Annotated in this window: 20 protein-coding genes and 1 tRNA gene; 18 read left to right on the forward strand and 3 right to left on the reverse strand. The window is 46.7% G+C overall.

Annotated features, from left to right (window positions below):
- The first annotated feature begins 135 nt into the window (after positions 1 to 135).
- From H6F56_RS14365 to H6F56_RS14430, 14 genes are all read left to right on the forward strand, one after another.
- A complete protein-coding gene (locus H6F56_RS14365) occupies positions 136 to 1,959 on the forward strand; it encodes an iron uptake porin (protein ID WP_242032007.1) in 1,824 nt (607 codons plus the stop codon).
- A 102-nt stretch (positions 1,960 to 2,061) separates the two neighbouring features.
- Positions 2,062 to 3,102 carry an ABC transporter substrate-binding protein gene (locus H6F56_RS14370; RefSeq protein ID WP_242032008.1) on the forward strand — a complete coding sequence of 347 codons (1,041 nt, stop codon included), beginning with the start codon at positions 2,062 to 2,064 and terminating at the stop codon, positions 3,100 to 3,102.
- Between the two features lie 21 nt (positions 3,103 to 3,123).
- Positions 3,124 to 4,104, forward strand: a complete 981-nt coding sequence (locus H6F56_RS14375) for an ABC transporter substrate-binding protein (protein ID WP_190669307.1) — start codon at positions 3,124 to 3,126, stop codon at positions 4,102 to 4,104.
- 125 nt (positions 4,105 to 4,229) lie between these two features.
- On the forward strand, positions 4,230 to 7,052 hold the full coding sequence (locus H6F56_RS14380) for an adenylate/guanylate cyclase domain-containing protein (protein ID WP_190669309.1): 2,823 nt from the start codon (positions 4,230 to 4,232) through the stop codon (positions 7,050 to 7,052).
- 140 nt (positions 7,053 to 7,192) lie between these two features.
- Positions 7,193 to 7,693 (forward strand): HNH endonuclease, encoded by a 501-nt coding sequence (locus H6F56_RS14385; protein WP_190669885.1) that lies wholly within the window; start codon positions 7,193 to 7,195, stop codon positions 7,691 to 7,693.
- Between the two features lie 36 nt (positions 7,694 to 7,729).
- Positions 7,730 to 7,906 carry a hypothetical protein gene (locus tag H6F56_RS14390; RefSeq protein WP_190669311.1) on the forward strand — a complete coding sequence of 59 codons (177 nt, stop codon included), beginning with the start codon at positions 7,730 to 7,732 and terminating at the stop codon, positions 7,904 to 7,906.
- Positions 7,907 to 8,163: 257 nt separating this feature from the next.
- On the forward strand, positions 8,164 to 9,324 hold the full coding sequence (locus H6F56_RS14395; protein WP_323798590.1) for a bifunctional oligoribonuclease/PAP phosphatase NrnA: 1,161 nt from the start codon (positions 8,164 to 8,166) through the stop codon (positions 9,322 to 9,324).
- A 106-nt stretch (positions 9,325 to 9,430) separates the two neighbouring features.
- Positions 9,431 to 9,931, forward strand: a complete 501-nt coding sequence (gene sixA / locus H6F56_RS14400; RefSeq protein ID WP_190669313.1) for a phosphohistidine phosphatase SixA — start codon at positions 9,431 to 9,433, stop codon at positions 9,929 to 9,931.
- Positions 9,932 to 10,024: 93 nt separating this feature from the next.
- On the forward strand, positions 10,025 to 11,182 hold the full coding sequence (locus tag H6F56_RS14405; protein ID WP_190669315.1) for a citrate synthase: 1,158 nt from the start codon (positions 10,025 to 10,027) through the stop codon (positions 11,180 to 11,182).
- A 548-nt stretch (positions 11,183 to 11,730) separates the two neighbouring features.
- Complete coding sequence (nuoH, locus tag H6F56_RS14410) at positions 11,731 to 12,849, forward strand: NADH-quinone oxidoreductase subunit NuoH (RefSeq protein WP_190669317.1); 1,119 nt, start codon at positions 11,731 to 11,733, stop codon at positions 12,847 to 12,849.
- Between the two features lie 150 nt (positions 12,850 to 12,999).
- A complete protein-coding gene (gene ndhI, locus H6F56_RS14415) occupies positions 13,000 to 13,584 on the forward strand; it encodes an NAD(P)H-quinone oxidoreductase subunit I (RefSeq protein WP_190669319.1) in 585 nt (194 codons plus the stop codon).
- Between the two features lie 79 nt (positions 13,585 to 13,663).
- Positions 13,664 to 14,299, forward strand: coding sequence for an NADH-quinone oxidoreductase subunit J (locus H6F56_RS14420; RefSeq protein WP_190669321.1), 636 nt, complete (start codon positions 13,664 to 13,666; stop codon positions 14,297 to 14,299).
- Between the two features lie 55 nt (positions 14,300 to 14,354).
- Positions 14,355 to 14,660: an NADH-quinone oxidoreductase subunit NuoK gene (gene nuoK / locus H6F56_RS14425; protein WP_199312911.1), complete on the forward strand. Its 306-nt coding sequence runs from the start codon at positions 14,355 to 14,357 to the stop codon at positions 14,658 to 14,660.
- 128 nt (positions 14,661 to 14,788) lie between these two features.
- Positions 14,789 to 15,709, forward strand: coding sequence for an NAD(+) kinase (locus H6F56_RS14430; RefSeq protein ID WP_190669325.1), 921 nt, complete (start codon positions 14,789 to 14,791; stop codon positions 15,707 to 15,709).
- Positions 15,710 to 15,822: 113 nt separating this feature from the next.
- On the opposite strand, the gene H6F56_RS14435 is transcribed toward H6F56_RS14430, so the two are convergent.
- Positions 15,823 to 16,884 carry a peptidoglycan recognition family protein gene (locus H6F56_RS14435; protein ID WP_190669328.1) on the reverse strand — a complete coding sequence of 354 codons (1,062 nt, stop codon included), beginning with the start codon at positions 16,882 to 16,884 and terminating at the stop codon, positions 15,823 to 15,825.
- 83 nt (positions 16,885 to 16,967) lie between these two features.
- The gene (locus H6F56_RS14440; RefSeq protein ID WP_190669330.1) at positions 16,968 to 17,108 is read right to left on the reverse strand and encodes a hypothetical protein; all 141 of its coding nucleotides are present in this window, start codon (positions 17,106 to 17,108) and stop codon (positions 16,968 to 16,970) included.
- 353 nt (positions 17,109 to 17,461) lie between these two features.
- On the opposite strand from H6F56_RS14440, the gene H6F56_RS14445 reads away from it, so the two are divergent.
- A complete protein-coding gene (locus tag H6F56_RS14445; protein WP_190669332.1) occupies positions 17,462 to 19,825 on the forward strand; it encodes a serine/threonine-protein kinase in 2,364 nt (787 codons plus the stop codon).
- 51 nt (positions 19,826 to 19,876) lie between these two features.
- On the opposite strand, the gene H6F56_RS14450 is transcribed toward H6F56_RS14445, so the two are convergent.
- Positions 19,877 to 20,110, reverse strand: a complete 234-nt coding sequence (locus H6F56_RS14450) for a hypothetical protein (RefSeq protein ID WP_190669334.1) — start codon at positions 20,108 to 20,110, stop codon at positions 19,877 to 19,879.
- Here H6F56_RS14450 and H6F56_RS14455 point away from each other — a divergent pair.
- The 3 genes from H6F56_RS14455 (at position 20,081) to treS (ending at position 26,468) form a co-directional block, all read left to right on the forward strand.
- Positions 20,081 to 20,161 (forward strand) — tRNA-Leu (locus H6F56_RS14455). The two genes, H6F56_RS14450 and H6F56_RS14455, sit on opposite strands and share 30 nt — an antisense overlap.
- A gap of 711 nt (positions 20,162 to 20,872) precedes the next feature.
- Positions 20,873 to 22,906: an alpha-1,4-glucan--maltose-1-phosphate maltosyltransferase gene (locus tag H6F56_RS14460; RefSeq protein WP_242032009.1), complete on the forward strand. Its 2,034-nt coding sequence runs from the start codon at positions 20,873 to 20,875 to the stop codon at positions 22,904 to 22,906.
- A gap of 235 nt (positions 22,907 to 23,141) precedes the next feature.
- A complete protein-coding gene (treS, locus tag H6F56_RS14465; protein WP_190669336.1) occupies positions 23,142 to 26,468 on the forward strand; it encodes a maltose alpha-D-glucosyltransferase in 3,327 nt (1,108 codons plus the stop codon).
- Positions 26,469 to 26,646 lie beyond the last annotated feature (178 nt).

Here is a 26,646-nt window from a genome sequence, read left to right on the forward strand (position 1 = left end):
GTGAGGAATCATAGTGTATCTAGGAAAGGGTTAATGTTTTTTGAGCATTAGAAAATTTCTTACAGAAGAAACATTCCCCTGTCTCCGATTTTCCTAGGTTAATCTTATTTCAGTGGTTTTTCTCAAATGTCAAAAATGAATAGTCCGTTTGCTTTGCTCTTGACAACTTTGCTTGAACTGGTTGTTTTACAATTCGTAATCTTAAAACCGGCAGTAGCAGTAGAAATTCACGCCAGCAAGAAAGCGAGTGAAGTGAAAGCAAGCCTAAATTTACCAGCGAGTGAGCCAGTTAAAATTTCAGAAACGCCTGAATTTATTCGGCATTCCAGCACAGAAACGCAAACATTGCCGGCTTCATCGCTTCTAATCAACGCAGAAGGCGAAACGAATTCCTCCGCCCAAAGTGATGAAATGGCGCAAGTCACTTCGGTTTCTCAATTGTCTGATGTGCAACCAACCGACTGGGCTTTTCAGGCTTTGCAATCTCTGGTAGAACGATATGGAGTGATTGCCGGCTACCCAGACGGCACTTTCCGGGGAAATCGAGCGATGACACGCTACGAATTTGCAGCCGCTTTAAATGCTGCGCTTGAGAGTTTAGCACAAGTCATTCCTGCCAATTCCACTGACTTGGTTACTCAAGAAGATTTAGCAAAATTGCAGCAACTACAAGCAGAATTCTCTGCTGAACTCGCAACCATTCGGGGACGTGTGGATGCTTTAGAAACTCGCAGCGCTGAACTCGAAGCCAATCAATTTTCCACCACAACAGTCCTCAATGGTTTTGCTTGGTTTAACTTAACAGGAGCCACAGTTGGCAGTAATGTGAAACGAGAAACCGGCAACCGAATCGACGGTGCGCCAGAAATAGAAACAGTCAGTGAGGCTAACACCACATTTAGCAACTTAATCTGGCTAGAACTTACCACTTCCTTCACCGGCAACGATGCCTTGATCACGCAACTTGCGGTCGGAAACGGGATTTCTCCAGCCAATGAATTTGCCTCTGCCGGCCTTTTTAACACATTTGGGGTGCCTTTTACTGACGCAGTTGCTGGGGTGAATGCTAACGAACTGGTCATTAAAGAATTATCTTATAGCTTTCCTGTCACTGATTCTGTTCAATTAACTGTCGGCCCACAAATTGATTGGTTTCGTTATTTTGATCTCAACAATTTCACCAACTTTTTAACCGGCGCAAGCAGCTTTAACTCGGTTAACAGCACATTGGTTAACGATCCTTTACGAGGTGCCGGTGCTATCCTTCAGTGGAATTTAAATGAGCAATTGCTCCTGCAGGTTGGCTATCTCAGCGAGAATAACGAATTTCTCCCTGGTACTCGTCCCGCAGCCGATCCTAGCAAAGGTTTTTTTAACGGCACAAATACAATTACAGCCGAGTTAACTTATTCTCCCAACGAAAATGCTAATATTCGGTTACTCTACGACCGCTACAATATTGATGCTGATAATGGAATAATTAGCAGTATTAAACCAGTGATCGGGGTACTCGATGATAGCTTTGGCGGTGGTGTTAATGATGCAACTGCCGATGTTTTTGGCCTAAACTTCGATTGGTTAATTACGCCCCGGATCGGTGTTTTTGGGCGCTATAGCTATCTCAGCACTCATGTAGATCCTGTGAGTTCAGAGATTGCCGGCGGAAATCTTAACGCCCAATCTCTACAAGCAGGGCTTGCTTTTCCAAATTTAGGCCGCACCGGCGCACTGGCTACGCTCTCCTATGTCGTCCCCTTTTCTATTTTAGATGGGAGAAAATTTCTTGCATCTGGGGGTGGTGACGGCGGCGTTCAATTCGAGCTTGAAGCAACCTACTATTTCCCAATTACTGATAACTTGGCAATTGTTCCAGCCTTGTATGTGATCGGAAACCCCAACAACTTTAGCGACAATCCTACCATTTTTGTTGGCAATTTTAGAACACAGTTTAGCTTTTAGTTGAGCAGAGTAGGTGTTTAGGAACTGAAACACTACCTGATGAATCTGGCTCGGTATAGGCAAAACTTCAATTTTTCTAAATTCAGAACAGGCGTGACAGTTATGAAATTATCAAGATGGTTTTGGGGTTCATTCCGGGTCGGAAACAGGAGAATCAAAGTTAAAATACTTTCTTTGTTTTTTCTCAGTTTATTGGTGCTAATTTCATGCAAAAACGTAACGCTTACTCCCCCTAAAACAGAATCCCCCCCGCTTAAGGTGGCTTACAATGCGTGGCCTGGATTTTTGCCGGTTGCCCTCGCTCAAGAAAAAGGTTTTTTCGCCCAGCAGGGAGTTAAAGTAGAAACCTTTTATTCTGAAGATACAATGGCGCAAATGGCAGATTTTGGTGCCGGCAATTATGATGGAGTCACCTTGGCAATGGGTAGCATTGGAATTGTCAGCGGTAAAAATCCCGATGTGCAAATTATTTTTGCGACTGACCGCTCGGCTGGTGCTGATGCCATCGTTGCCCAATCTAACATTACAAGTGTCGCTGATTTAAAAGGGAAAACAATCGGAACCGGCTTAGGGGGATTTGGTGAATTATTTGTCGCCACCATGCTAGAAAAAAACGGTCTTACCACCGATGATGTCACACTGATTAATGTAGATGGAGACAAAATTCCAGCCCAAATTAAAAGCGGAGAAATTCAAGCCGGCCAAACTTGGGAACCTTACGTTTCGCAAGTCGTAAAATCAGGTGGGCGCACCCTGTTTACTAGCGATAAAACGCCTGGGTTAATTCCAGATGTCATGGCATTTCGGGGGATTGTGGTGCGTGAGCGGCCCGAAGATGTACGAGCTTTCGCAAGAGCTTGGTTTCAAGCAGTAGATTACTGGAAAGCCAACTTAAAAGAAGGAAATGAACTGATTGCTAAAGTTTTAAAAATTTCCCCCGAAACCATTTCTCTGGAAGGGGTTGAATTGCTCAATTTAAATGATAATTTGAAAACCTTTACACCAGGCAACACCACAGATTCATTATATCACACCGCCCAACTTTACTCTAATTTTTATATCCGTACAGGAGGCATTGCTCGGCCTTTAGAGATTAATAAATTACTCAATGCCGCTTTTTTAAAAGCATTGCAAAAAGGGTAATAAAATAACTCGTAAGTGAATATGAAAAATTTACATTTACGCTTCGTTGCTCTTTTTTTCATAAGTGCATTGTTTCTGACAGCGTGTTTTTTCATCGGTTCACCCACCCCAGAACGACCGCCCTTAAGGCTAATTCACGATTTGTGGCCAGGATATTTACCGATTATACTCGCTCAAGAAAAAGGTTTTTTTGAGCAGCAGGGTGTGAGTGTAGAAACACTCGTTACAGAAAATGCTTCAGAAAGAGTGGTTGATTTTAATGCCGGCAAAGCGGATGGAATTACCTTAGCACTCGGTAACATCATGATCGCCAGTGCTGATAATCCGAACGCACACATTATCTTCGCCATTGATCGCTCAGCCGGTGCGGATGCAGTAGTGGCGCAACCCCAAATCAAAACAGTAATGGAGTTAAAAGGCAAATCAATTGGGACTAGCATCGGTGGATTTAATGAATTGTTTGTCACCCAAATGCTAGAAGCAAATGGTCTTACTCTTGAAGATGTAACACTGCTCAATGCAGAGGGGGAAAGCGTCCCAGAACTGGTAAAAACAGGGAAAATACCAGCCGGCAGCACTTGGGAACCTTTTGTGTCACAAGCCACTGCATTAGGCTTAAATGTACTGTTTACCAGTGCCCAAACACCCGGATTAATTCCAGATGTGATGGTGTTTCAAGGGTCAGTGTTGCGCGAACGTCCCGATGATGTACGGGCATTTGTTCGAGCTTGGTTTCAGGCCGTAGATTTCTGGAAAGCCCATCCAGAAGAAGGAAAAAAAATTATTGCCCAAGCCTTAAAACTTCAACCAGAAACAATTTCTTTAAAGGGCTACGAGTTACTCACATTAAATGATAATTTGAAAACCTTTGTACCGGGAAACACCCTAGAATCTCTACACTATACGGCGCAGCTCTACGCCAATTTCTTTGTAAAAACCGGCAACCTCAGCCGGCATCCTAACATTAATAAGTTGCTAGAACCCTCGTTTCTACAGCCCTAGGAACAAGTGATACCATGTGACTATACAGCCCTGATTATTTCCTACCAATGGAAATGCTACGATCATCGGAAATTTACTCACTCTAGTCTAGTCAAACCAAAGCCCACGCATAAACCCAAAATGGTATGAGGCAGTCCAGGCTGTACACTCTTCGCACCAAGCTGATCGTGTCCTTCTTGGTTGTTGCACTCATCCCCTTGAGCTTGCTGGCTGTTGTCAATAAACACACCACAGAAGCGGCACTAAGGGACAATGCCAACCAAGCCTTATTTGCAGCAGCCTCTCAAACTGCAACCAGCATAGACGCCTTTATCAATAACAATCTCAACGCTGTTCGCGTCGAGGCGATTTTACCCGGATTGGCTACATATTTAAGCCTTCCTGCCTCAGAACGAGCCGGTAGTGCTGAACAGGCAATGGCTAGGGCGACTTTACGCAGTCTCAGCCGTAAAGATACCGTAAATATCTTCTCCTATGCCCTGCTGGATCTACGAGGGCAGAATATACTTGATACCTATACGCCCTATATCGGTCAAGACGAATCCAAGAGCGACTACTTTACTCAACCGCTTAAAACCGGCTTACCCTACGTCTCCACAATGCGGTTTTCCCCAACCGTTGCCGGCTTAGTTAACCTATATTTTAGTAGTCCTGTCCGCAATGCCACCGGAGAAATGATCGGAGTGCTGCGCGTATCCTATAACGCCACAGTTGTGCAGCAATTAGTGAGTTTGCAAACCGGACTGGCAGGGTCGCAATCATTTGCAATTTTACTGGACGAACATTACATTCACCTAGCCCACGGTATCAGACCGGCATCCACTTTTAAATCGGTTGTGCCGTTAAAGCCGGCTTTATTCAAACAATTGCAAGCAGAAAAACGGCTACCCAATTTGTCGTCGGCAGATGAACTATCAACCAACCTACCAGACTTTGAAAAAGGTTTAAAAAACGCCTCCACTCAGCCTTATTTCAAAACTCAACTGACAGGAACTGGCGATCAAATCAACTCAATCGCAGTCACCCCACTCAAAACCCAACCCTGGCTTGCCGTCTTTGCCCAGCCACAGGCCGTCTTTCTTGCCCCTATTCAAGCCCAAACTCGCGTCGCATTACTGTTAGCTACCATCATTGCCGGTGCCGTCACAATTGTTGCATTCAGTATCGCACAACTATTGGCTAAACCGATTATTTACTTAACCAATAAAGTTTCTCAATTCACCGCCGGCAACATGGAAGTGCGGGTTCACATTCAAACAAAAGATGAAATTGGCCTACTTGCCGGTAGCTTTAATACAATGGCCGAGCAAGTTGGTAAACTTCTACGCGGACTAGAACAACGTACAACAGAACTCAAAGAAGCTGTCAACCAATTGCAAGGCGAAATGGGCGAACGAGTTCATGCCCAAGAAGCTCTTCGCAAGGCAAACGAAGAGCTAGAATTTCGAGTAGAAGAACGTACAGCAGAATTAAGAGAAACCAATGATCAATTGCAAGCAGAAATTGCCGAACGCCAACGAGCAGAAGAAGAACTTAGAAAATCTCAGCAAAGACTTTCACTACTTTTTCAGCAAACCCCAGTCGCGGTCATTGAATGGAATACAGATTTTGAAATAACTGCTTGGAACCCAGCCGCAGAATCAATTTTTGGATACAGTAAAAATGAAGTGATGGGTCGTCATGCAGCCGACTTACTCGTTCAAGAAAGCGTTAGAACTCGGGTCAAGAAAATTCAACAAGCCCTTTTAGCCCGAGCCGGCGGCACTCGCAGCACCAACGAAAATATCACCAAAGATGGAAGAATTATTACCTGTGAGTGGTACAATACGCCCCTAATTGACGACAGCGGAAAAACCATCGGAGTCGCTGCTGTTGCTGTAGACATTACCGAGCGAAAACAAGCCGAAGAAGCATTACAGCAAGCCGAAGAAAGATATCGCACTATCTTTGAAAACGCCACAGAAGGCATTTTTCAAACCACATCAGACGGACAATTTTTATCAGCAAATCCAGCCTTGGCTAGAATTTATGGCTACTCCTCTACAGAAGCACTCGTTGAAGATATCCGTGACATCAACCAGCAAATTTATATCGATGCAACCCGGCGTGCCGAATTTATTGCCGCAATTGAAAAAGACAACGCTGTCGCTGAATTTGAATCTCAGATTTATCGCAAAGATGGCAACATTATTTGGATTTCAGAGAACGCACGCACCGTTCGTGATCCCACCGGCAACCTGCTTTACTACGAAGGCACTGTTGTAGACATCACCTATCGCAAAGTAGCGCAAGAAGCCCTGCGTTATCAACAGGAACAATCAGAACTTCTCCTGCTGAATATTTTGCCAGAACCGATCGCTCAGCGCCTAAAACTGCATCCTAGAACCATTGCCGACAGCTTCGAGGAAGTCACCGTTCTATTTGCCGATATTGTAGGCTTCACCCAACTTTCTGCTCGAATTTCTCCCACCGAAATCGTCGAGTTACTTAACCAAATTTTCTCAGCATTTGACCATCTAGCTGAAAAGCACGGGTTAGAGAAAATTAAAACAATTGGGGATGCTTACATGGTCGTCGGTGGTTTGCCGGTGCCCCAAAATGATCATGCTGAAGCGGTTGCCGAAATGGCATTAGATATGATGCAGGCTATTATTAAATTTAACGCCCGCACCGGCGAAGCACTTGAAATCCGGGTTGGCATCAGCACCGGACCCGTAGTTGCCGGCGTCATCGGACTCAAAAAATTCATCTACGACTTGTGGGGAGACACCGTCAATACCGCCAGCCGCATGGAGTCTCAGGGCATTCCCGGTGCCATTCAAGTCACAGCCGGCACCTACGAGCGTTTGCGCGATAAATATCACTTTCAAAAACGAGACCCGATCCAAGTTAAAGGTAAAGGAGAAATGACAACCTATCTGCTCACAGGAAGACATCTAGAATCCTAGGCATTAACCATCATCTCCCCCATGTCCCTACCTTTAGGTTGGCGCAGCTATGCCCCATGCCCCTCTCTCTACAAATCCGCAGACTGAGTGTCAGCTGTGTTACCATCTGTGAAAAATCTTCTCGCTATATCGATATATCAATGGGCAAGGTTCTAGTCCTTAACGCCTCCTACGAACCGCTGAACATCACCAGCTGGCGACGTGCGGTCGTTTTGTTGCTCAAGGGTAAAGCGGAACAAGTCGAACACAACGGCAAGTACCTCTATGCCGAATTCCCGCTGCCAACGGTAATTCGGCTACGTTACTACGTCCGGGTTCCTTACAAGGAAATTCCCCTAACCCGCCGAAATATCCTCCATCGGGACAGTCACTCCTGTCAATACTGCGGTTACACTGGTGATGATTTAACGCTCGACCATGTGATACCGCGTTCACGGGGGGGCGGTGATAGTTGGGAAAACATCGTAACAGCTTGCGTGCGATGTAATGTCAGAAAAGGCAATCGCACCCCAAAAGAAGCCAATATGTTTTTGGAGTATCCGCCGCGTCAACCGTACAGCAGTCTCTACTTCGAGGTCAGCAAATACCTAAAAACCGGCTTGCATGATGAATGGCAAAAATATGTGATTGGTAGCAGCTAAGCCCCCAGCATTGAATGAAATGCGGGGGCTTTTTGCATGGGCTATCGGCGAACTCTGCTGTGCGGCGAGAGTTCGCCGATAATCTATGTGCCGGCATCTGTCGAGTGGCAGCACCAAAGCGCCCTTTGGGGTGTTTTAATCGCCCAGGCACAGTTCGCTATTCTCCATGCCGGCAGACGTATTCCCCCATCCTATTTTTTTTGTCAAGATTAGAAAGTAGCAGATTCAATTGAGCAACGGTCGGCAGCATAGCTTGGAAGCAGTCGAGCCACGACTGGTATAAAATTTTTTTGCTTCGCACAAGCAAATCCTCTTCTTCAGCCTAGAAATTGTCGGCTGCAAACAAAAAACCCGTACCCAAAAGATGCAGACTAAAGTTCTGTGTCAGTTTAATAAAAAAAATTGAGGAGCCAGTGACCTACTCAGGTGGAGAACCCAACAATAATCTGGGTCAGCAAGACGTTGCGGTGATCATACCGCCCGCAGTGTCTAACGGCCTTGCGAAAACGCCGGCTCAGTTCCTAGAAAAGAAAGTGGAAGCCTTTCGCCAAACCCTAGAACGGCATAGAGGCCAGCGCCAGTTGGTGATTTTACAGGATTTCCCTGACCCAGACGCCCTTTCGGGTGCTTGGGCGTACCAGTTAATCGCCCAGCAATATGACATTCACTGTGACATTGTCTACGCCGGCGCTCTCAGCCATCAAGAAAACATCGCCCTAGTCAAACTCACAGGGTTGCCGGTGCAGCGCTTTCCAGTTGAAACCGCTAAAAATAAAAATTTATCGATATATGACGGTTGCGTTTTGATCGATAACCAAGGCACTACCAGCGGATTAACCCAGCTGGTACTGTCAGCCGGCATCCCCATGACCGTCGTTATCGACCATCACAGTTTGCAGGCCGATCTTAAACCAGAATTTCTGGATATTCGCCCTTCCACACGAGCAACCGCAACAATTTTGACCCATTATCTCCAAGCCGGTTTGCTCAAGCTTGATAGCAGCATTGCGGATCATGTCAAGTGTGCCACCGCTTTAATGCACGGGTTGCGGTCTGATACCGGCGGCATGAGACTTGCTCAAGAAGAGGATTTCTTAGCAGCCGCCTACCTCAGCCGCTTTTATGACGCCCAGTTGCTCAGTGCAGTGCTCCAGGCATCTCGCTCTAAACGGGTGATGGATGTCATAGAGCGCTCACTGCACAACCGTATTGTTCAAAATAACTTTTCTATTGCCGGTGTGGGCTACCTACGTTACGACGACAGAGATGCCATCCCCCAAGCTGCCGACTTTTTACTGACCGAAGAAAACGTCCATACTGCGGTCGTTTACGGGATTGTTCACGATGAGGACGAAGAACTCGAAGTCGTCACCGGCTCTCTGCGAACCGATAAAATTACCCTCGATCCTGACGAATTTATTAAAGAAGCTTTTGGCCAAGATGCCCACGGGCGCTTTTTTGGGGGTGGCAGAAGTCAGGCGGGAGGCTTTGAAATTCCGATGGGATTTCTCTCTGGCTGCAACGAAAATAAAGACTATGCCCGGATGAAGTGGGAAGTGTTTGATGCCCAAATCAAGCAAAAGCTGCTCAGGTTGGTCAGTCCCAAGGATGACTTGATCCAAACAGAATAGTTTTTTGTCTGTTGCCGGCTGTTTGGGCTTAGTTACCCCACATTTGAGGCTTCATGCCCCATCCTTAGATAACATCCTCTCTACCCGCGCCCATATCTGACGATCCATGACCGCAAAACTCTACTTTATCCGTCACGGCATTGCAGTAGACCCGCAAGACTGCGATCGCGACGAAGAACGCCCGCTCACAGAAGAAGGCCATCGCAAAACCAAGCAGGTGGCTAAACGGCTACACCAGATGGATATCGCGTTTGATTTAATACTCACCAGTCCCTTGGTGCGAGCTCGCCAAACCGCTGACATCCTGAAAACAGCCGATTTGTCTGGCAAAATCGAAGAATCAGAATTCCTGGCCCCGAATGGTGACATCAGCAGCTGGCTGGGTTGGTTAGACACCTGGCTGCGAGCCGGCGGCACTAGTTTAGCGCTGGTTGGTCATCAGCCGGATCTGGCAAATTGGGCTGAAATCTTGGTTTGGGGGGAAGCGCGAGAGGGACTCGTCCTCAAAAAAGCCGGCATCATCGGTTTAATGCTGCCAGACACTGGGCTGCCGGTGGGCCGGAGTTTGATGTTCTGGCTAACAGCGCCCAAGTTCTTACTGGTGTAGCCGGTGTTCAACAATTTATGTAAAACCAGGAACACCACCAGAGTTTCTGGTAAGTTAGCCTAATGATATTTCACTCAAGTAAAGAGTAGAGCTATGACTGCCGCCGGTGAATTAAAGATAGGGTTAGAATTTAAGCCCGGTTTAGAAGGGGTTCCCGTTACTCTATCCAGCATCAGCTATGTGGATGGACATAAAGGGGTGCTGGAGTATCGGGGTATTCCTATTGAAGAACTTGCAGAAAAAAGCACTTTTCTGGAAACTTCCTATTTATTAATCTGGGGTGAACTTCCTACCCAGGAAGAGTTAGAAGCCTTTGAGCATGAAATTCGCTACCACCGGCGCATCAAATATCGCATCCGGGATATGATGAAATGTTTTCCCGAAAGCGGTCACCCGATGGATGCCTTGCAAGCCTGTGCGGCTGCTCTTGGCTTGTTCTATTCCCGTCGCGCCTTAGATAACCCCGCTTATATCCGCGATGCAGTCGTGCGGCTGCTCGCTAAAATTCCTACGATGGTTGCAGCTTTCCAGCTCATGCGGAATGGGAACGACCCCGTCCAACCCCGCGATGACTTGGACTACTCAGCCAACTTTCTGTATATGCTGACTGAGCAGGAACCCGATCCTCTGGCAGCACGCGTGTTTGATGTTTGCCTCACCCTTCATGCAGAACACACGCTTAATGCTTCCACCTTCTCGGCACGAGTGACCGCATCTACCCTCACCGATCCTTACGCCGTGGTGGCTTCAGCAGTAGGAACCCTAGCAGGACCCTTGCATGGGGGCGCGAATGAAGAAGTGATCACAATGTTGGAAGAGATTGGTTCTGTAGACAATGTCCGTGCCTACGTTGAAGATTGTGTGCAGCGCAAGTCGAAAATTATGGGCTTTGGCCACCGAGTTTACAAAGTCAAAGATCCACGAGCCACAATTCTGCAACACCTCGCCGAACAGCTTTTTGAGAAGTTTGGCCACGACGATTATTATGATATCGCCGTCGCCTTGGAGAAAGCTGTCGAGGAAAAACTAGCCCATAAAGGCATTTATCCCAATGTGGATTTCTACTCTGGCCTGGTTTATCGCAAAATGGGCATTCCCATCGACTTGTTCACCCCGATTTTTGCGATCGCACGGGTTGCCGGCTGGTTAGCTCACTGGAAAGAACAGCTGGCGGAAAACCGGATCTACCGGCCTACCCAAATTTACACCGGCAATCATGCTGCTCCTTACGTTCCCATCGAAGAACGTTAGTTGAAGAAGAGGAAGCTGACTTGCTAAGTCTCACTTCGGGGGGCATTGCCATTTCTTAACAACAAAAGCCTTCAGCCTTTTCAGTCTGAAGGTTTTTTATAACCATTCTCACGACTGTTCAATCTAGGGTTTCAAACCCTAATGGCTCCTTATGACTCCTTGAGAACCACCCTTGCCGGTCTTGACGCTCAACAGATCACCCGTTTTAGAGGGGTTTGGGGGACGCAACCGTCCTCCAAAGGGGGGTTTGGGGGCTTCCCCCTAAGGTATTTCTGACTTTCCCCAATCTTTCATCCAATTGAGACCCGCTCTATATCAATATCAATTTTGGATGGTCGCTGTGATTGAATCAGATGTTTGAACAATGTTGGCCAATTCATAAAATAAATCTCTTAAAATAACCTAATTGCTCCAAAACGATAATCAATTATCTGGGGTATGAATAAGTAAAATGTCTCACTCTGAATTTTCTGGTGTAAACCGTCGAGCGATATACTAAGCAGTGGGGCGGTAAAAAATCTTCATAATCTATCATCTAAACGGGAAACATGAACCCAGGAATTGATCTGCAAGGAACTTTTATTCAGTCCCTCATAGATTTGGGGGTGCAGGCAGAGATCGCCCAAGTCCTTTGGTTGCCCCTGCCGATGGTGCTGATGCTGGTTGGGTCCACTGTAGGCGTGCTAGTGGCAGTCTGGCTAGAGCGAAAAATTTCAGCAGCAGCGCAACAGCGGATAGGCCCAGAATTTGCTGGCCCTCTTGGCGTGCTGCAACCCGTTGCTGATGGTCTAAAGCTGGTTTTCAAAGAGGATATTATTCCCGGCCAAGCTGACCCATTGCTGTTTACCCTAGGACCCATTATTGTCGTCATTCCAGTCTTTCTGTCCTACGTGATCGTACCCTTTGGACAGAATCTGGTAATTACAGATGTGGGAATGGCCGTATTTTTGTGGATTGCCCTGTCTAGCATTCAGCCCATTGGTTTGCTGATGTCAGGCTATGCCTCGAACAACAAATACGCCCTACTAGGTGGACTTCGCGCAGCAGCGCAGTCAATCAGCTATGAAATTCCCCTGGCGCTGTCGGTACTGGCGATCGCCATGATGTCCAATAGCCTCAGCACCATCGACATCGTGCAGCAGCAATCTGGCTATGGAATTATCGGCTGGAATGTCTGGCGTCAGCCGGTGGGTTTGCTGATCTTTTGGATTGCGGTTTTGGCAGAATGCGAACGCCTACCCTTTGACTTGCCAGAAGCCGAAGAAGAGTTGGTGGCGGGATACCAGACTGAGTATGCCGGCATGAAGTTCGCTCTGTATTATCTCGCTTCCTATGTGAACCTCGTGCTTTCTTCCCTGCTGGTGGCAGTGCTTTATTTGGGAGGATGGGATTTTCCGATTCCCCTGGGGATGCTAGCCGGCTGGTTAGGTGTCAGTGAAACAACTCCTTGGGTACAGATGATTACCGCAACCCTGGGAATCACAATGACCCTGCTAAAAGCTTATTTCTTTGTCTTCCTAGCCATCCTGCTGCGCTGGACTGTCCCACGCGTCCGCATTGACCAGCTGCTCGATCTGGGCTGGAAGTTCCTGTTGCCGGTGGCGCTGGTAAACCTGCTGCTCACTGCAGCACTGAAGCTGGCATTTCCCTTTGCTTTCGGCGGTTAACCGGCACTCAGTTTTTTGGGGAGGATTATTGAAGCGGCAATGATCTGCTAAACCCTCCCCAAAATTAAGGCTCAAACAACTGAAAGCTCATCGCTAACCGCTCAGAAAAAGCAAATCGCTTAAAACCTGAAAAGACAGATTGAGAACATCATGCTAAAGTTTCTTAACCAAGTCGGTAACTATACCAAAGAAGCGGTTCAAGCTGCGAAGTATATCGGTCAAGGACTGTCCGTTACCTTTGACCATATGCGCCGGCGTCCGGTTACAGTGCAGTATCCCTACGAAAAGCTCATCCCTTCGGAACGCTTCCGGGGGAGAATTCACTTTGAATTTGATAAGTGTATCTCCTGCGAAGTTTGCGTGCGGGTTTGCCCGATCAACTTGCCGGTGGTGGATTGGACATTTATTAAGGAAAGCAAAAAGAAACAGCTCAAGCACTACAGCATTGACTTCGGCGTTTGTATCTTTTGTGGCAACTGTGTGGAATATTGCCCCACGAACTGTCTGTCTATGACAGAAGAATATGAACTGGCAACCTATGACCGGCACGAGTTGAACTTTGACAACGTCGCCCTCGGACGGCTGCCTTACAAAGTCACAGATGACCCAATGGTGACGCCTCTGCGAGAATTCGCCTACCTGCCCAAAGGGGTAGACAGTGCCCACGACTTGCCGGCAAATGCCCGTCGTGCCGGTAAGCGTCCAGAGGAAATTCTTGAGGAAATGGAAAAATAAGGTCTGGGGGCTAGCGGCTACAGCAACCCTCAACTAGCAACTAGCCACTGGCAACTGACAACTGACAAAGGACAAAACAGTGAATATAGCAGAAGGCGTTCAGATTGTTTCTTTTGGCCTGCTGGCTGTGATGATGATTGGAGCGGCATTAGGTGTGGTGCTACTCTCCAATATTGTTTACTCAGCCTTTTTGTTGGGCGGTGTATTTATCAGCATTGCAGGGTTGTACCTGTTGCTGAACGCCGATTTTGTGGCGGCGGCGCAGGTGCTAATCTACGTGGGTGCGGTTAACGTTTTGATTCTGTTTGCCATCATGTTGGTAAACAAGCGTGAAGATTTTGTCTACCTTCCCAATGCGTGGATACGCCGGGGGGCAACCGCACTCGTATGTGCCGGCCTATTTGCACTCTTGGGTACGATGGTTGTCACCACTCCTTGGGCGATTTCCACGGCAACCGCAGCCGGTGGAACCTCCATTGTGGTCATTGGAGAGCATTTCTTTACCGACTTTTTACTGCCCTTTGAGTTAGCATCCGTATTGCTGCTCATCGCAATGGTCGGCGCGATCATTTTAGCGCGGCGGGAGTTCTTGCCCGATCCAGGGTCCAACCAGTTAGCTAAGCCGCCGGTGTTGACGCTGCCAGAACGTCCTCGTGAACTGGCTTCAACAGCGGGAGATAGCACTCAGGGTTCCCCCACTCCCCTCAGTAAATAAGAGAAACTTAGGCTACAGCAGTTTTGATTGATAGAGAGTAACCGGATTCATGCAACTGCAACTCCAGTATTTCCTATTATTAGCGGCAGCACTTTTCTGCATTGGCATTTTTGGATTAATTACCAGCCGAAATGCAGTACGAGTGCTGATGTCCATTGAGTTGCTGCTTAATGCTGTCAATCTCAATTTAATGGGTTTTTCCAACTTTATAGACCCGCAAGAGATCAAAGGACAAGTGTTTTCCGTGTTTGTGCTGACAGTGGCTGCAGCCGAAGCCGCAGTCGGTCTGGCAATTGTTCTTGCTATCTATCGCAACCGCGATACGGTGGATATGGAACAGTTTAATTTGTTGAAGTGGTGACAAATAAGGTTAGATTTTTAACCGCAAATAAACGCAGATAAATGCAGATAATTATCTTATATATCTGTGTTTATCTGTGTCCATCTGTGGTTAAAAAATCTAAAATTTAAACTTTAAAATCGCAAAACGTGCAACTCAAGCAGGTCATTATCGCACATAAGGCGGGAGACGATGGGAGTCGGCGTGTGGCAGAACAATGCGCCCGACAGCTAGAAAGTCGCGGTTGTCATGTTTTGATGGGTCCCAGTGGGGCAAAGGATAATCCTTACCCGGTTTTTTTAGCCTCTGCCACCTCACCAATTGATTTGGCCCTCGTCTTAGGGGGAGATGGCACTGCATTGGCAGCCGCAAGGCAACTGGCAACCGATGGCATCCCAATTTTGGCCGTAAATGTAGGGGGCCATTTAGGTTTTTTGACCGAACCGACCGAGTTATTTCAACCAAGTGAACAGGTTTGGGATCGCTTGCTTGAGGATCGTTATGCGGTTCAGCGGCGGATGATGCTGCAAGCGATGATATTTGAAGGCAATCGCACAAATCTCGAACCGGCTAGTGAGCGCTTTCTCGCACTCAATGAGATGTGTGTCAAACCGGCTTCCGTTGATCGGATGCCCACCTCTATTCTAGAAATGGAAGTGGATGGGGAAGTGGTGGATCAATACCAGGGAGATGGGTTAATTGTGGCCACTCCCACCGGCTCCACCTGCTACACGGCATCAGCCAATGGCCCGATTATGCACGATGGCATGGAAGCGATTGCAGTGACGCCTATCTGCCCTCTTAGTCTTTCCAGCCGGCCAATTGTTTTGCCTCCGGGTTCTGTCGTTAGCATTTGGCCGCTGCAAGACCGCGATCTGAACACAAAGCTTTGGATGGATGGCGTGCTAGCCACTTCTATTTGGCCTGGACAGCGGGTTGATGTGCGGATGGCTGACTGTCAGGCAAAGTTTATTATTCTTCGGGAAAATTACTCTTACTATCAAACATTGCGGGAAAAACTTCAGTGGGCCGGCGCGCGGATTCGCTATAGTAACAATCACCGCAATTAAAATCTTTGTTATTATTACTACAAAAGTTTTTATTTTGAACAATAAAAAACCCGCTTAAAAAAAACGGGTTGACAATTGAGCCGCAGTGATCTAACTTCAGGAGCTAATATTTTTCACTTGGTAGCCGGCAAGGCTTTCAAACGAAGCGAGCGATCAGAAGTTTGAAAGGTGTACGGAATCCCTAACTCATTGCAGAAATCAGCGATTAAAACGTAGGTAGAATTCTCAATAATGATGCCTTGCATGAATGGCTGAACTGGGAAGTCTTGATCGCTAATCGTTTCACCTTGTGCATCTTGAGGCCGGTTGAGATAAATATCGATAACCGGATAACCCAAGATTAAAGGAGAATTCGCTAAATACTTAGCTTTCAGAGTATTCGCTTGCAAATTAACGTAACGGAATTTTTGATTAAAAGTTATAGAAAAGCCATAAGCTGCGGTAAGTTTTGAAAGTTGCACGTAGCAACGATTGTCTGACAGAAGATAGCCGGTAGCAATTAACTGAGAACCTAAATAAATTGGACATTCATTTTTTTTGTCACTGGTAGGCGGCTTGACAATAACTTCTGGAACCGCCATTTTAACTAAGTAGTTCTTAATTTTATTTCGTAAAATTAATCCTCCCTCCCCTTCTCGATCTGAAGGCTTTAATTGCCACAAATCCCAGCGCTCAACAAATCCCCCCGGCCAGCCATCAAACCAAGAAGAAGGGCCGTAATTTTCGTGAGGCAAACCCAACTGGCGGGCTTTCTCCATATATTCCTCAGCTTGAGGCGTTGAAGTTGGGAAGCGCAACCCGGAAACTTGCTTGGCTTTTTCGATGGGGCAATCTCGATTGGCTGCCGCTTCTGCGTGAGTCATGACGCGATAGATATTGATATCTTCTGGCTGCCAACCAAGTTTAAAAGCGAGTTGGGCAGTTTCTTTGCACATATTTTCGATTTGAATAGCTGTAGGGGGAGAAGTCCAACCGGCTGTGCCCATACAAGATACAGCTAATGCCACAGATTCTAGATTGCGACCGGCTGTATGGTAATTAAGGGCTTGATCGTAGCCAGTTAAATGTTTAACCGTGCCATTTCCTAAAATTACTGTGTGATAGTGACCGGGTTGCGCCCAATCATAAGGGGTGGCTGTCCAGTGTAGGTAAATTTTTTTGATGATTTGAGCCATTGCAGCGTTTGCCTTTGGTTAATTGGGACTTGAACTCTATTAAGCCTAATTTTAGTGAGCAATTTTAGACACCGGCATCCTTCCTAGGATGGCAGATTGCAGGCATCTTCTTGCACCTGTTGCCCAGAAGAGTATAATCCTGACGCATTGCCCAGCCGGCTCACAGCCTCTTGATTTGCTTGGTTATCGGGCTTGCCGGCGCAAAAAATGCCGGTTGCTAACAAGAATCATTAAAAACTAACAAAGCAACAGCCGGCAGCACAGAGGATTCCTACCGTAACAATTACAGAATAATACTTCAGGTAAGATTAAGCGCGGAATGTTGATAAATTTGCCGCTTTTGGCCCTTTTTTCCGCTGTTTTGCACATCTGCCGCTGTGGTTTCCGGGGTTGTGTGGGGAAAACCGGCTGGTATTTAAGACGTCACCATCGGGCTTCTTTGAATGGCCAAATGGCAGAGTTTTAACAACGCATTCGGGTGCCGGTGGGCATTATTGCTCAATTTAGCCGATTGAGTTAATGGGAATGTAAGTATTTCATGTCATAATCTACCAAAAAAGCGCTGGGGTGCTCCGTTATGATCGGACAACTTTTAGATAGACGTTATAGAATCACTGAAGTTATCGGTTCAGCGGAATTTGGACAAACCTATCTGGCAAAAGATACGCGCCGTCCAGGGCACCCAGAATGTTTTGTCAAGCATCTGAAGCCTTCGAGTAATGATCCACAGATGCTCGAAACAACCCGACGCCTATTTGACAAAGAAGCGGAAATTCTTGAAAAATTAGGTCAGCACGACCAAATTCCTCAGTTATTTGCTTATTTTGAGGAAAATAAAGAATTTTATTTGGTAGAAGAATTCGTTCCTGGTCACTCCCTAGGAAATGAAATTTTGACCGGGCAACCACTCACTGAAAACCAAGTTGTCAGCATCTTGACAGAGGTGTTAGAGATTTTGGTCTTTGTGCATGGGCATAGCGTGATTCACCGGGACATTAAACCCAGCAATTTAATCCGCCGGCATCCAGACAATAAGTTAGTTTTGATTGATTTTGGCGCAGTTAAAGAAATCGGCAGTCAATTTTCCCAGCGCCAGATGCCGCCGACGATGCGGATTGGCACTTTAGAATATATGCCGGTGGAACAATTTCAATACAATCCTCAATTGAATAGCGATCTTTATGCGTTGGGAATGATTGCGATTCAAGGACTCACCGGCTTACCAATTTACGACTTACCAAAACTCAGAGATAATCTTAATCCGAATAAAGGAGAACTTTCTTGGCGACACTTGGCGCTAGTCAGTGTGGAACTCGCAGATATTTTAGATAAAATGGTGCGTTATGACTACCGGCAGCGTTACCAGTCAGCAACGGAAGTTTTGGCCGATCTTATCAAAATTACGGATCGGTCGGGAATTCATGTTCCTAAGCTCACAATTTATCGTGAAGAAGTTGAACGCCGTGCTAGCAGTCGCGGTGAAATTTCTGTGGTTGGTCGAAGCATATTAGATGCCCTTCGTAGTAGTTTAGAATTGCCCTCAGAAGACGCTGAAGACATTGAAGAAGAAGTTTTAAAACCTTATCAAGATTATAAGCAGAAATCCCAGAGATATCAGCAAGCATTAACGGAAGCGATGAACCAGGAATATCCCCTCAGCCAGGATACTCGTGATGAGTTAAAACGCTTGCAGCAAGTTTTAGGACTCAGAGATGAAGATATTGCTAAAATTGAAGAGAAAGTTCCGACTAATTTTCCTCGATTTACTCGATTCAAGTTACCCCAGCGTCTGCCGAATTTAGGAAAAAAAGATCCGCGATTAATTGGATCTGTTATCGGGGCAATGCTGGCTTTTTTTGCATTAATTTATGCAGGAGTTAAATTACAACAGTTTTTTCAGCGACAGCAGCAAGAAACCAGCAAGCTGACTGCCTTGAATGCGTTTTATAAAGAAGGTAACTACGACAGTTGTATTAAAGAAGCCAGCAATGTTAGCCAAAGTTCAAATCAGTATCAACCGACTCAAAATCTTCTCAAACAATGTCAGGCCGGTTTAAATTGGAAAAACGTTCAATTTCAGACATTAACCGGGCATTCAGATGCAGTTGGCGTTGTTACCTTTAACCCGAATAGTACGATTCTGGCAAGTGGAAGCAAAGATAAAACCATAAAACTTTGGGATGTGACAGCCGGCAAACTTAATCGCACATTAGAAGGAGATTCATCAGCCGTTTGGGCAATGGCTTTTAGTCCCGACAGCACACAACTCGCAACCGGCAGTTTTTTCTGGAGAGTTTTGCTGTGGAATTTAAATAGCGAGGAATTAATTCGCACTGTTGAGCATGATGCAGCGGTTTGGACGGTTGCGATTAGTCCGAATGGCAAAACTCTTGTAAGTGGCAGTGAAGACAAGAAAATTAAAGTTTGGAACCTGGAAACAGGAAAACGAATTTATACACTCTCAGATCATTCTGATTATGTCTATTCCGTGGTAATCAGCCGCGATGGTAAAACGCTTGTCAGTGGCAGTAAAGACGCAACCGTTAAGATTTGGGAATTAGGGACAGGATCGCTCATTGACACGCTTGCCGGTCATTCTGGAGACGTGAGATCAGTAGCCATTAGCCCAGATAGCCAAACAATTGTGAGCGGCAGTTATGATAATACAATTAAAGTTTGGAAGCAGGAAACTGGAGAATTAATTCGCACGCTAGAGGGGCATTCAGATGATGTGGTTTCTGTGGCAATAAGTCCTGATGGCAAGATAATAGCGAGTGCAAGTAAGGATAAAGCGATTAAACTTTGGAATCTCGCAACAGGAGAAGTTCTTAATACTTTATCCGGGCATTCTGACGAAGTTTATTCAGTTGCCTTCAGTTCTGACGGAAAGATGCTGGCTAGCGCCGGCAAAGATAATATCATTAAACTCTGGCGACGATAAGCGATCTAGGCCGGCAGAAAAACGCAGTTGAGATCAAAGACAGTCCAATATTCATCCATCACAACCGTTAACCGATCTGTATTTATCTGTGGTTAAAGAACCTGTTAACCAAAAGTCTGCCGTAAAAGCCAGACAAACCCCAGCCGGCTCAAGAACTGGCACTCGAAGCCTAGAATCGTTGCCGGCAAGGCGATTGAGACATTTGGAAAAAAACTTTTCAAAGCCGGCGACTTTCATGTATAATAGAAACTCCAAGCGGATGTGGCGGAATTGGTATACGCGCACGTTTGAGGGGCGTGTGGCTTTGCCTTGCGAGTTCGAGTCTCGCCATCCGCATATTAAGCTAAAGGCACTGTGTTCAACGGTGCCTTTACTTTTTGGTAGTCGGTGCTGGCCTATTTTCTAGAGTTTTTGCAAATGGGTCAGTTTAATTAAACACAAGCTCGGATGTTGGTTAGATTCACGGTTGGCTTGTGTTCTACCGATCAGGGTAAGTGATTCACTTGATAGCCTGATGAGTGGCTTGGCTGCTTAAATTAATGTTTGATTAACGACAGATGCACACAGATAATTTATCTCCAGCATCTGAGTTTTACAGGTATCTAAGTGAAAGGATTTATTGGGCGCAACGCAATAAAGGTTCGTTAGAGTTAGCTTGATTTTGAGTTGAAGGCTAATTTTTGTAGCCGGCTTTACTGAGGCGGCACGTTTTCTCTGCCTTATTCTAGCGGATACGGTTCCTGTGTTTCACGACATTCGAGGATCGCTCTTACCTAAGGCAGATGAGCGAATTTTCTATTTCAGCTATTGTGTTAGGCAAAGATACGTTCAAAATTAGCGCGATTCGCTGACTTGACGTTAATTTCTATACCAATCCTAACCAGTCTAAATAATTTAAAAATTGTGTAGGTTGACCAAAAAAGCTTAACCTCATGCAATAACCTGACTCTTGCAAGTTCACGCTCGCAGGTGTTCTCAAAAGAACAGTTGAAAGGAGAAAAACTTTGAAGAGACAGGTTGAATGGAGATATTTGCAGGAAGCACAAAATGGTGATAAACCCACCTCTACAGGGACAATTGCGCCTATCCCAGACCACCCAAACACAGGAAGCATCTCAAATGCTGTTACAAGAAGGTAGGAGAAGAGTTCAAATCGAAGGAATCTCGCCAGAGATTGACTGTGGTCGCTTCCCCATCAAACGGACAATCGGCGAAGGAGTCAACGTTGAGGTAGATATGTTCGGCGATGGTCACGATGCGATCGCCGGACTCATTCTCTACCGAAAGGAAGAGTCTCCCGAATGGTTGGAAGCCCCACTCACCCCTCTAGTTAACGATCGCTGGCAAGGAAGCTTCACCGTTACTGAAATTGGGCGTTACCTTTACACCATCACCGGCTGGGTTGACCATTTTCTTTCCTGGCGAAAAGGCATGGCGAAGAAACTCGAAGCCAAACAAGACGTCGCCGTAGACTTACTAATTGGGGCGGAACTCGTTGAAGAAGCCAGTCTGAGGGCCGGCGGCGATGAGCGATCCCAACTGCAAACCTGGGCGCAAACCCTACGTTCCATTGAAAGAGAAGACTTTCCCATTTTAGAGGAAAAAGTCCTTTCCCAAGACTTGGCCGGCTTAATGACCAAGTATCCAGACCGGAAATTTGCCACCACCTACGAAAAAGAACTCGCTATCGTCGTAGATCGGGAAAAAGCCCGATTCAGCACTTGGTACGAACTGTTTCCGCGTTCCTGCGGCGAACCCGGAAAACATGGCACTTTTAAAGACGTTGAAGCCCGACTTCCCTACATTGCCGAACTGGGTTTTGATGTACTTTACTTGCCACCCATTCATCCCATTGGTGTCACCTTTCGTAAAGGTAAAAATAACACCGTTGTTGCCGAACCTGGAGATGTGGGAGTCCCGTGGGGAATTGGTTCCCTCGAAGGTGGACACAAAGCCATTCATCCCGAATTAGGTACAATGGCAGACTTTCATGAGTTTGTCGCCAAAGCCGGTGAATATGGAATTGAAATAGCATTGGATCTTGCGTATCAATGTTCTCCCGATCACCCCTATGCAAAAGAGAATCCCCAGTGGTTCCGCAGCCGGCCTGATGGCACAATTCAACACGCCGAAAACCCTCCGAAAAAGTATCAAGATATTTATCCCATTGAATTTGAAAGCGAAGACTGGCAAAACCTTTGGGAAGAATTAAAAAGTGTTGTTTTGTTTTGGGTTGATCAGGGAATCAAAATTTTTCGGGTAGATAACCCGCACACCAAAGCCTTTCCCTTTTGGGAGTGGATGATTGGGGAAGTTAAACGAGATTATCCTGATGTTCTATTCTTAGCCGAAGCCTTTACTCGACCCAAGGTCATGTCTCGCTTGGCGAAGTCAGGATTTACCCAGTCTTACACTTATTTCACTTGGCGTAATACCAAGTGGGAACTGACCGAATATTTCAAGGAATTAACCTCCTATCCAGCCCGCGATATTTTTCGACCCAATGTGTGGCCGAATACGCCAGATATTTTACCCGAATATCTTCAGCATGGCGGTAGGCCGGCATTTATGATTCGGTTTGTCTTAGCCGCTACATTAGCTGCAACCTATGGGATTTACGGGCCGTCTTATGAAGTTTGCGACAACCGGCCCTTAAAACCAGGCGGCGAAGAATATCTCCACTCTGAGAAATATCAAATCCGGGAATGGGATTTAAACAGTCCTTACAGCATTAAAGACTTAATCGCACGGGTGAACCGCATCCGCCGAGAACATCCAGCCTTGCAAAGTAACAACAGTCTCAGATTCCATCACGTCGATAACGAAGAGATTATTTGTTATAGCAAACAAGCTGAAGATTCTCACGATTTAATTTTAGTGGTTGTTAACCTCAGTCCCTACCACAAGCAAAGCGGCTGGCTTCAGTTGCCCTTGCAATCTCTAGGGTTACAACCTGATCGGCCTTACCAACTTTATGATCTGCTCAACGATGCCCAGTACACTTGGCGGGGTGAATATAACTATGTTGAAATCAACCCCCATGTAACTCCCGGTCATATTTTCCGCGTTGAACAGAAGTAGGGGCGAGTTTCATGGGTTCAGCCGGCAAAAACCATGAATGCGTTCAATCCCAAGCCCGTCTTCAGGAATGTTGGATTGAGAAAATCTCAAACCAAATAAATATATCTGAACGGAAAATTGAGATATATTTCTTGAGACTAAAATCAGACCAAATGCGTATTTCCCTTGGCGGTTGAACCCACCCCCCAAGCTACTGCAACATATCACCAGAAAGTAAAAAATTAAAACCTACTCCATGCAAAACTCGATTTTGAAAGACGATGCCCTCTGGTTTAAGAACGCCATCATCTACGAAGTGCCGGTTCGTGCCTTTGCGGACAGTAATGGGGACGGGATCGGAGACTTTCGTGGACTCACGGAAAAACTTGATTATCTGCAAGATTTAGGCGTCACAGCCCTGTGGCTGCTGCCCTTCTTTCCTTCTCCCCTCAAAGATGATGGCTACGATATTGCAGACTACACCAGTGTCAACCCGATCTATGGCACCTTAGAAGACTTTAAAGACTTCTTAGAAGCCGCCCATCAGCGGGGTATCCGAGTCATTATCGAGTTAATTGTTAACCATACATCCGACCAGCATCCTTGGTTTCAACGGGCACGGAGATCACCAAAAGGCAGCCCGGAACGAGATTTTTATGTCTGGAGTGATACCCCAGAAAAATACCAAGAAGCGCGGATTATTTTTCAGGATTTTGAGACTTCTAATTGGGCGTGGGACCCACTCGCCAAAGCTTACTTCTGGCATCGCTTTTACTCGCATCAGCCGGATCTAAATTACGACAATCCCGCAGTGCGCCAAGCAGTGATCTCGGTACTTGATTTTTGGTTAGCATTGGGCGTAGATGGACTGCGAATGGATGCGGTGCCTTACCTGTATGAACGGGAGGGAACGAACTGCGAGAACCTGCCAGAAACTCACGTCTTTTTGAAACAGCTACGCAAGCACGTAGACGAGAAGTTTCCTAACCGGATGCTTCTTGCTGAGGCGAACCAGTGGCCTGAAGATGCGGCCCAATATTATGGCGCTGGGGATGAGTGCCATATGAACTTCCATTTTCCCCTGATGCCTCGTTTGTTCATGTCGCTGCGGATGGAGGATAGCTTCCCAATTTCCGATATTTTGCAGCAAACACCGACCATTCCCGATAACTGCCAGTGGGGATTATTTCTTCGCAACCACGACGAACTGACGCTGGAAATGGTTAGCGATGAAGACCGGGATTATATGTATCGGGTTTATGCCCAAGATCCGGAGATGCGGGTTAATTTAGGCATCCGCCGGCGCTTAGCACCGCTATTGGGAAACGATCGCCGGCAGATTGAATTGCTCAACAGTTTGCTACTGTCTCTGCCTGGTACGCCGGTGCTTTACTACGGCGATGAAATTGGCATGGGAGATAACGTTTATGTTGGGGATCGCAATGGCGTTCGCACACCAATGCAGTGGAGTGCAGATCGTAACGCCGGCTTCAGTCGCGGCAATCCCCACAAGCTTTATTTACCCGTGATTGTTGAGTCGGAATACCATTACGAGGCGATTAACGTTGAGGCGCAACGGGCGAACCCTAACTCGTTGTGGTATTCAATGAAACGCCTAATGGCAACCCGTAAGCGCTTCCAGGCATTAGGCAAAGGCACCTTTGAATTACTGCACCCGGAGAACCGCAAAGTTCTTGCCTTTACGCGCACTTACAACGGCGAACACATTTTAGTTGTGGCGAATTTGTCCCGGTTTGTGCAAACGGTGGAATTAGATTTGTCCGCCTTTAGAGGCATGATGCCGGTGGAAATTTTTGGTCGCACTCAGTTCCCCAGTATTGGCGAGTCACCCTATTTCTTGAGTGTTGGGCCATACACGTTCTACTGGTTTACGCTTCAGATGCAACTGAGCGAACTACAGCCGGCAAAACCGACTGCAGAACTGCCGATGTTAGCAGTCAGCGGTCAATGGCAAAACGTGTTTTCCCAAGCCCAGGTTAAAGGAACATTAGAGTCAATTCTGCCTAATTATCTCTTGACTTGTCGCTGGTTTGGCGGCAAAGCCCGGATTGTACAATCGACCCATATCGGTGAAGTGATACCCATATCCTACAAGGATATGGAAGCTCAGCTAGTTTGGTTGCAGGTTGACTACACCCAAGGCGACCCTCAAACCTACCTGCTGCTTCTGGCCTACGCAGAAGGTGAGCAAGCGGCATTGATCCATGCAGAGATGCCTCAAGCCGTTGTAGCCCGTCTTCAGCTTGCCGGCAAAGAGTTACCAGGCATACTCTTCGATGCCGTAGTTGATAAGAGTTTCTTGAGTTTCCCACTGGAGGCAATTGCTCAAAATCAAGCTTACAAAGGCAAGGCAGGGCAATTAGTTGCCACGGCGACAGATATCTTCCAGCAGATCAAAGAAGATGCTTCTAACCTGGAGCCGGCCTTGGTTAAGGGCGAACAGAGCAATACTTCGGTGATTTATGGGGATGGCTTTATCTTGAAACTCTTCCGCAAACTGGAAGAGGGGATCAACCCGGATCTAGAGATTGGCCTATTCCTGGGTGCAAAAAAACGCCTGGAACACTTTGCTTCCATTGCTGGATCGCTAGAGTATCGCCGGCCTAAAGCTGAACCGATGACTGTGGGAATCTTGCAAGAGTTCATTCTCGATACCCGTAGCAGTTGGGAGTACACTCTCGATACTCTGCGCGACTACTTTGATCGCGTTACGGTGCAGCAGACGGAGATCGCCGAGATTCCTATCCCCTCCGAATCTCTGCTAGATTTGCAGGCGCTGGAAATTCCGGAATTGGCGGCTCAAACCATTGGTTCTTACCTGGCAAGCGCTCAGCTTTTAGGGCAGCGCACCGCTGAACTGCATATCGCGCTAGCTTCCGACGCAGAGAATCCCGATTTTGCCCCAGAAGCGTTTTCAACCTTCTACCAGCGCTCGATCTATCAATCTGCACGTAACCTAACCGGCCAAGTTTTGCTGTTGTTGAAAAACCGGCTGAAAACACTTTCACCTGAATCCCAGAAGTTGGGGCACACAGTTCTCGAACGTCAAGAACAGCTAATGGGGCGCTACCAGTTAGTCCTCAACCAAAAAATTACGGCCAAGCGCACCCGCTGTCACGGGGACTATCATTTGGGGCAAGTGCTTTACACCGGCAAGGATTTTATCATCATTGACTTTGAAGGAGAGCCGGCTCGTAGTTTAAGTGAAAGGCGTATGAAGCGATCTCCCCTGCGAGATGTAGCGGGAATGCTGCAATCTTTTAACTACGCTGCCAATATGGGACTCCGCAATGAAGTTGAAAGCGGCATGATCCGTGAAGAAAATCTTCCCGTAATGGAGCAATGGGCGGAGTTTTGGTACACCTGGGTGAGTACGGCTTTCTTAAATAGCTATCTTACCATTGCTGGCAGTGACTCTTTCTTGCCAAAAACAAAAGCCGAGTTGCAAGTGCTTCTAGATGCCTATGTTTTGGAGAAAGTTATCTACGAATTAGGTTACGAACTTAACAATCGTCCTGACTGGGTACACATCCCACTGCGGCGTATTCTCCATCTGCATTAAAGGTACATTCTTCCACGTAGGTTGGGTTGATAACCCTCCATTCCGTTTCACTTCACCCAACATCTCTAATTGTTGTAAATGTTGGGTTGATCAACCCAACCTCCCCGTTTTAAGTGTTGGACGAATTACAAGGACTTATTTCTAGCAAGTTGATGAGCGAATTCACGTTTTGAAACAG

The organism is Microcoleus sp. FACHB-672, from assembly GCF_014695725.1.
Lineage (GTDB): Bacteria > Cyanobacteriota > Cyanobacteriia > Cyanobacteriales > Oscillatoriaceae > FACHB-68.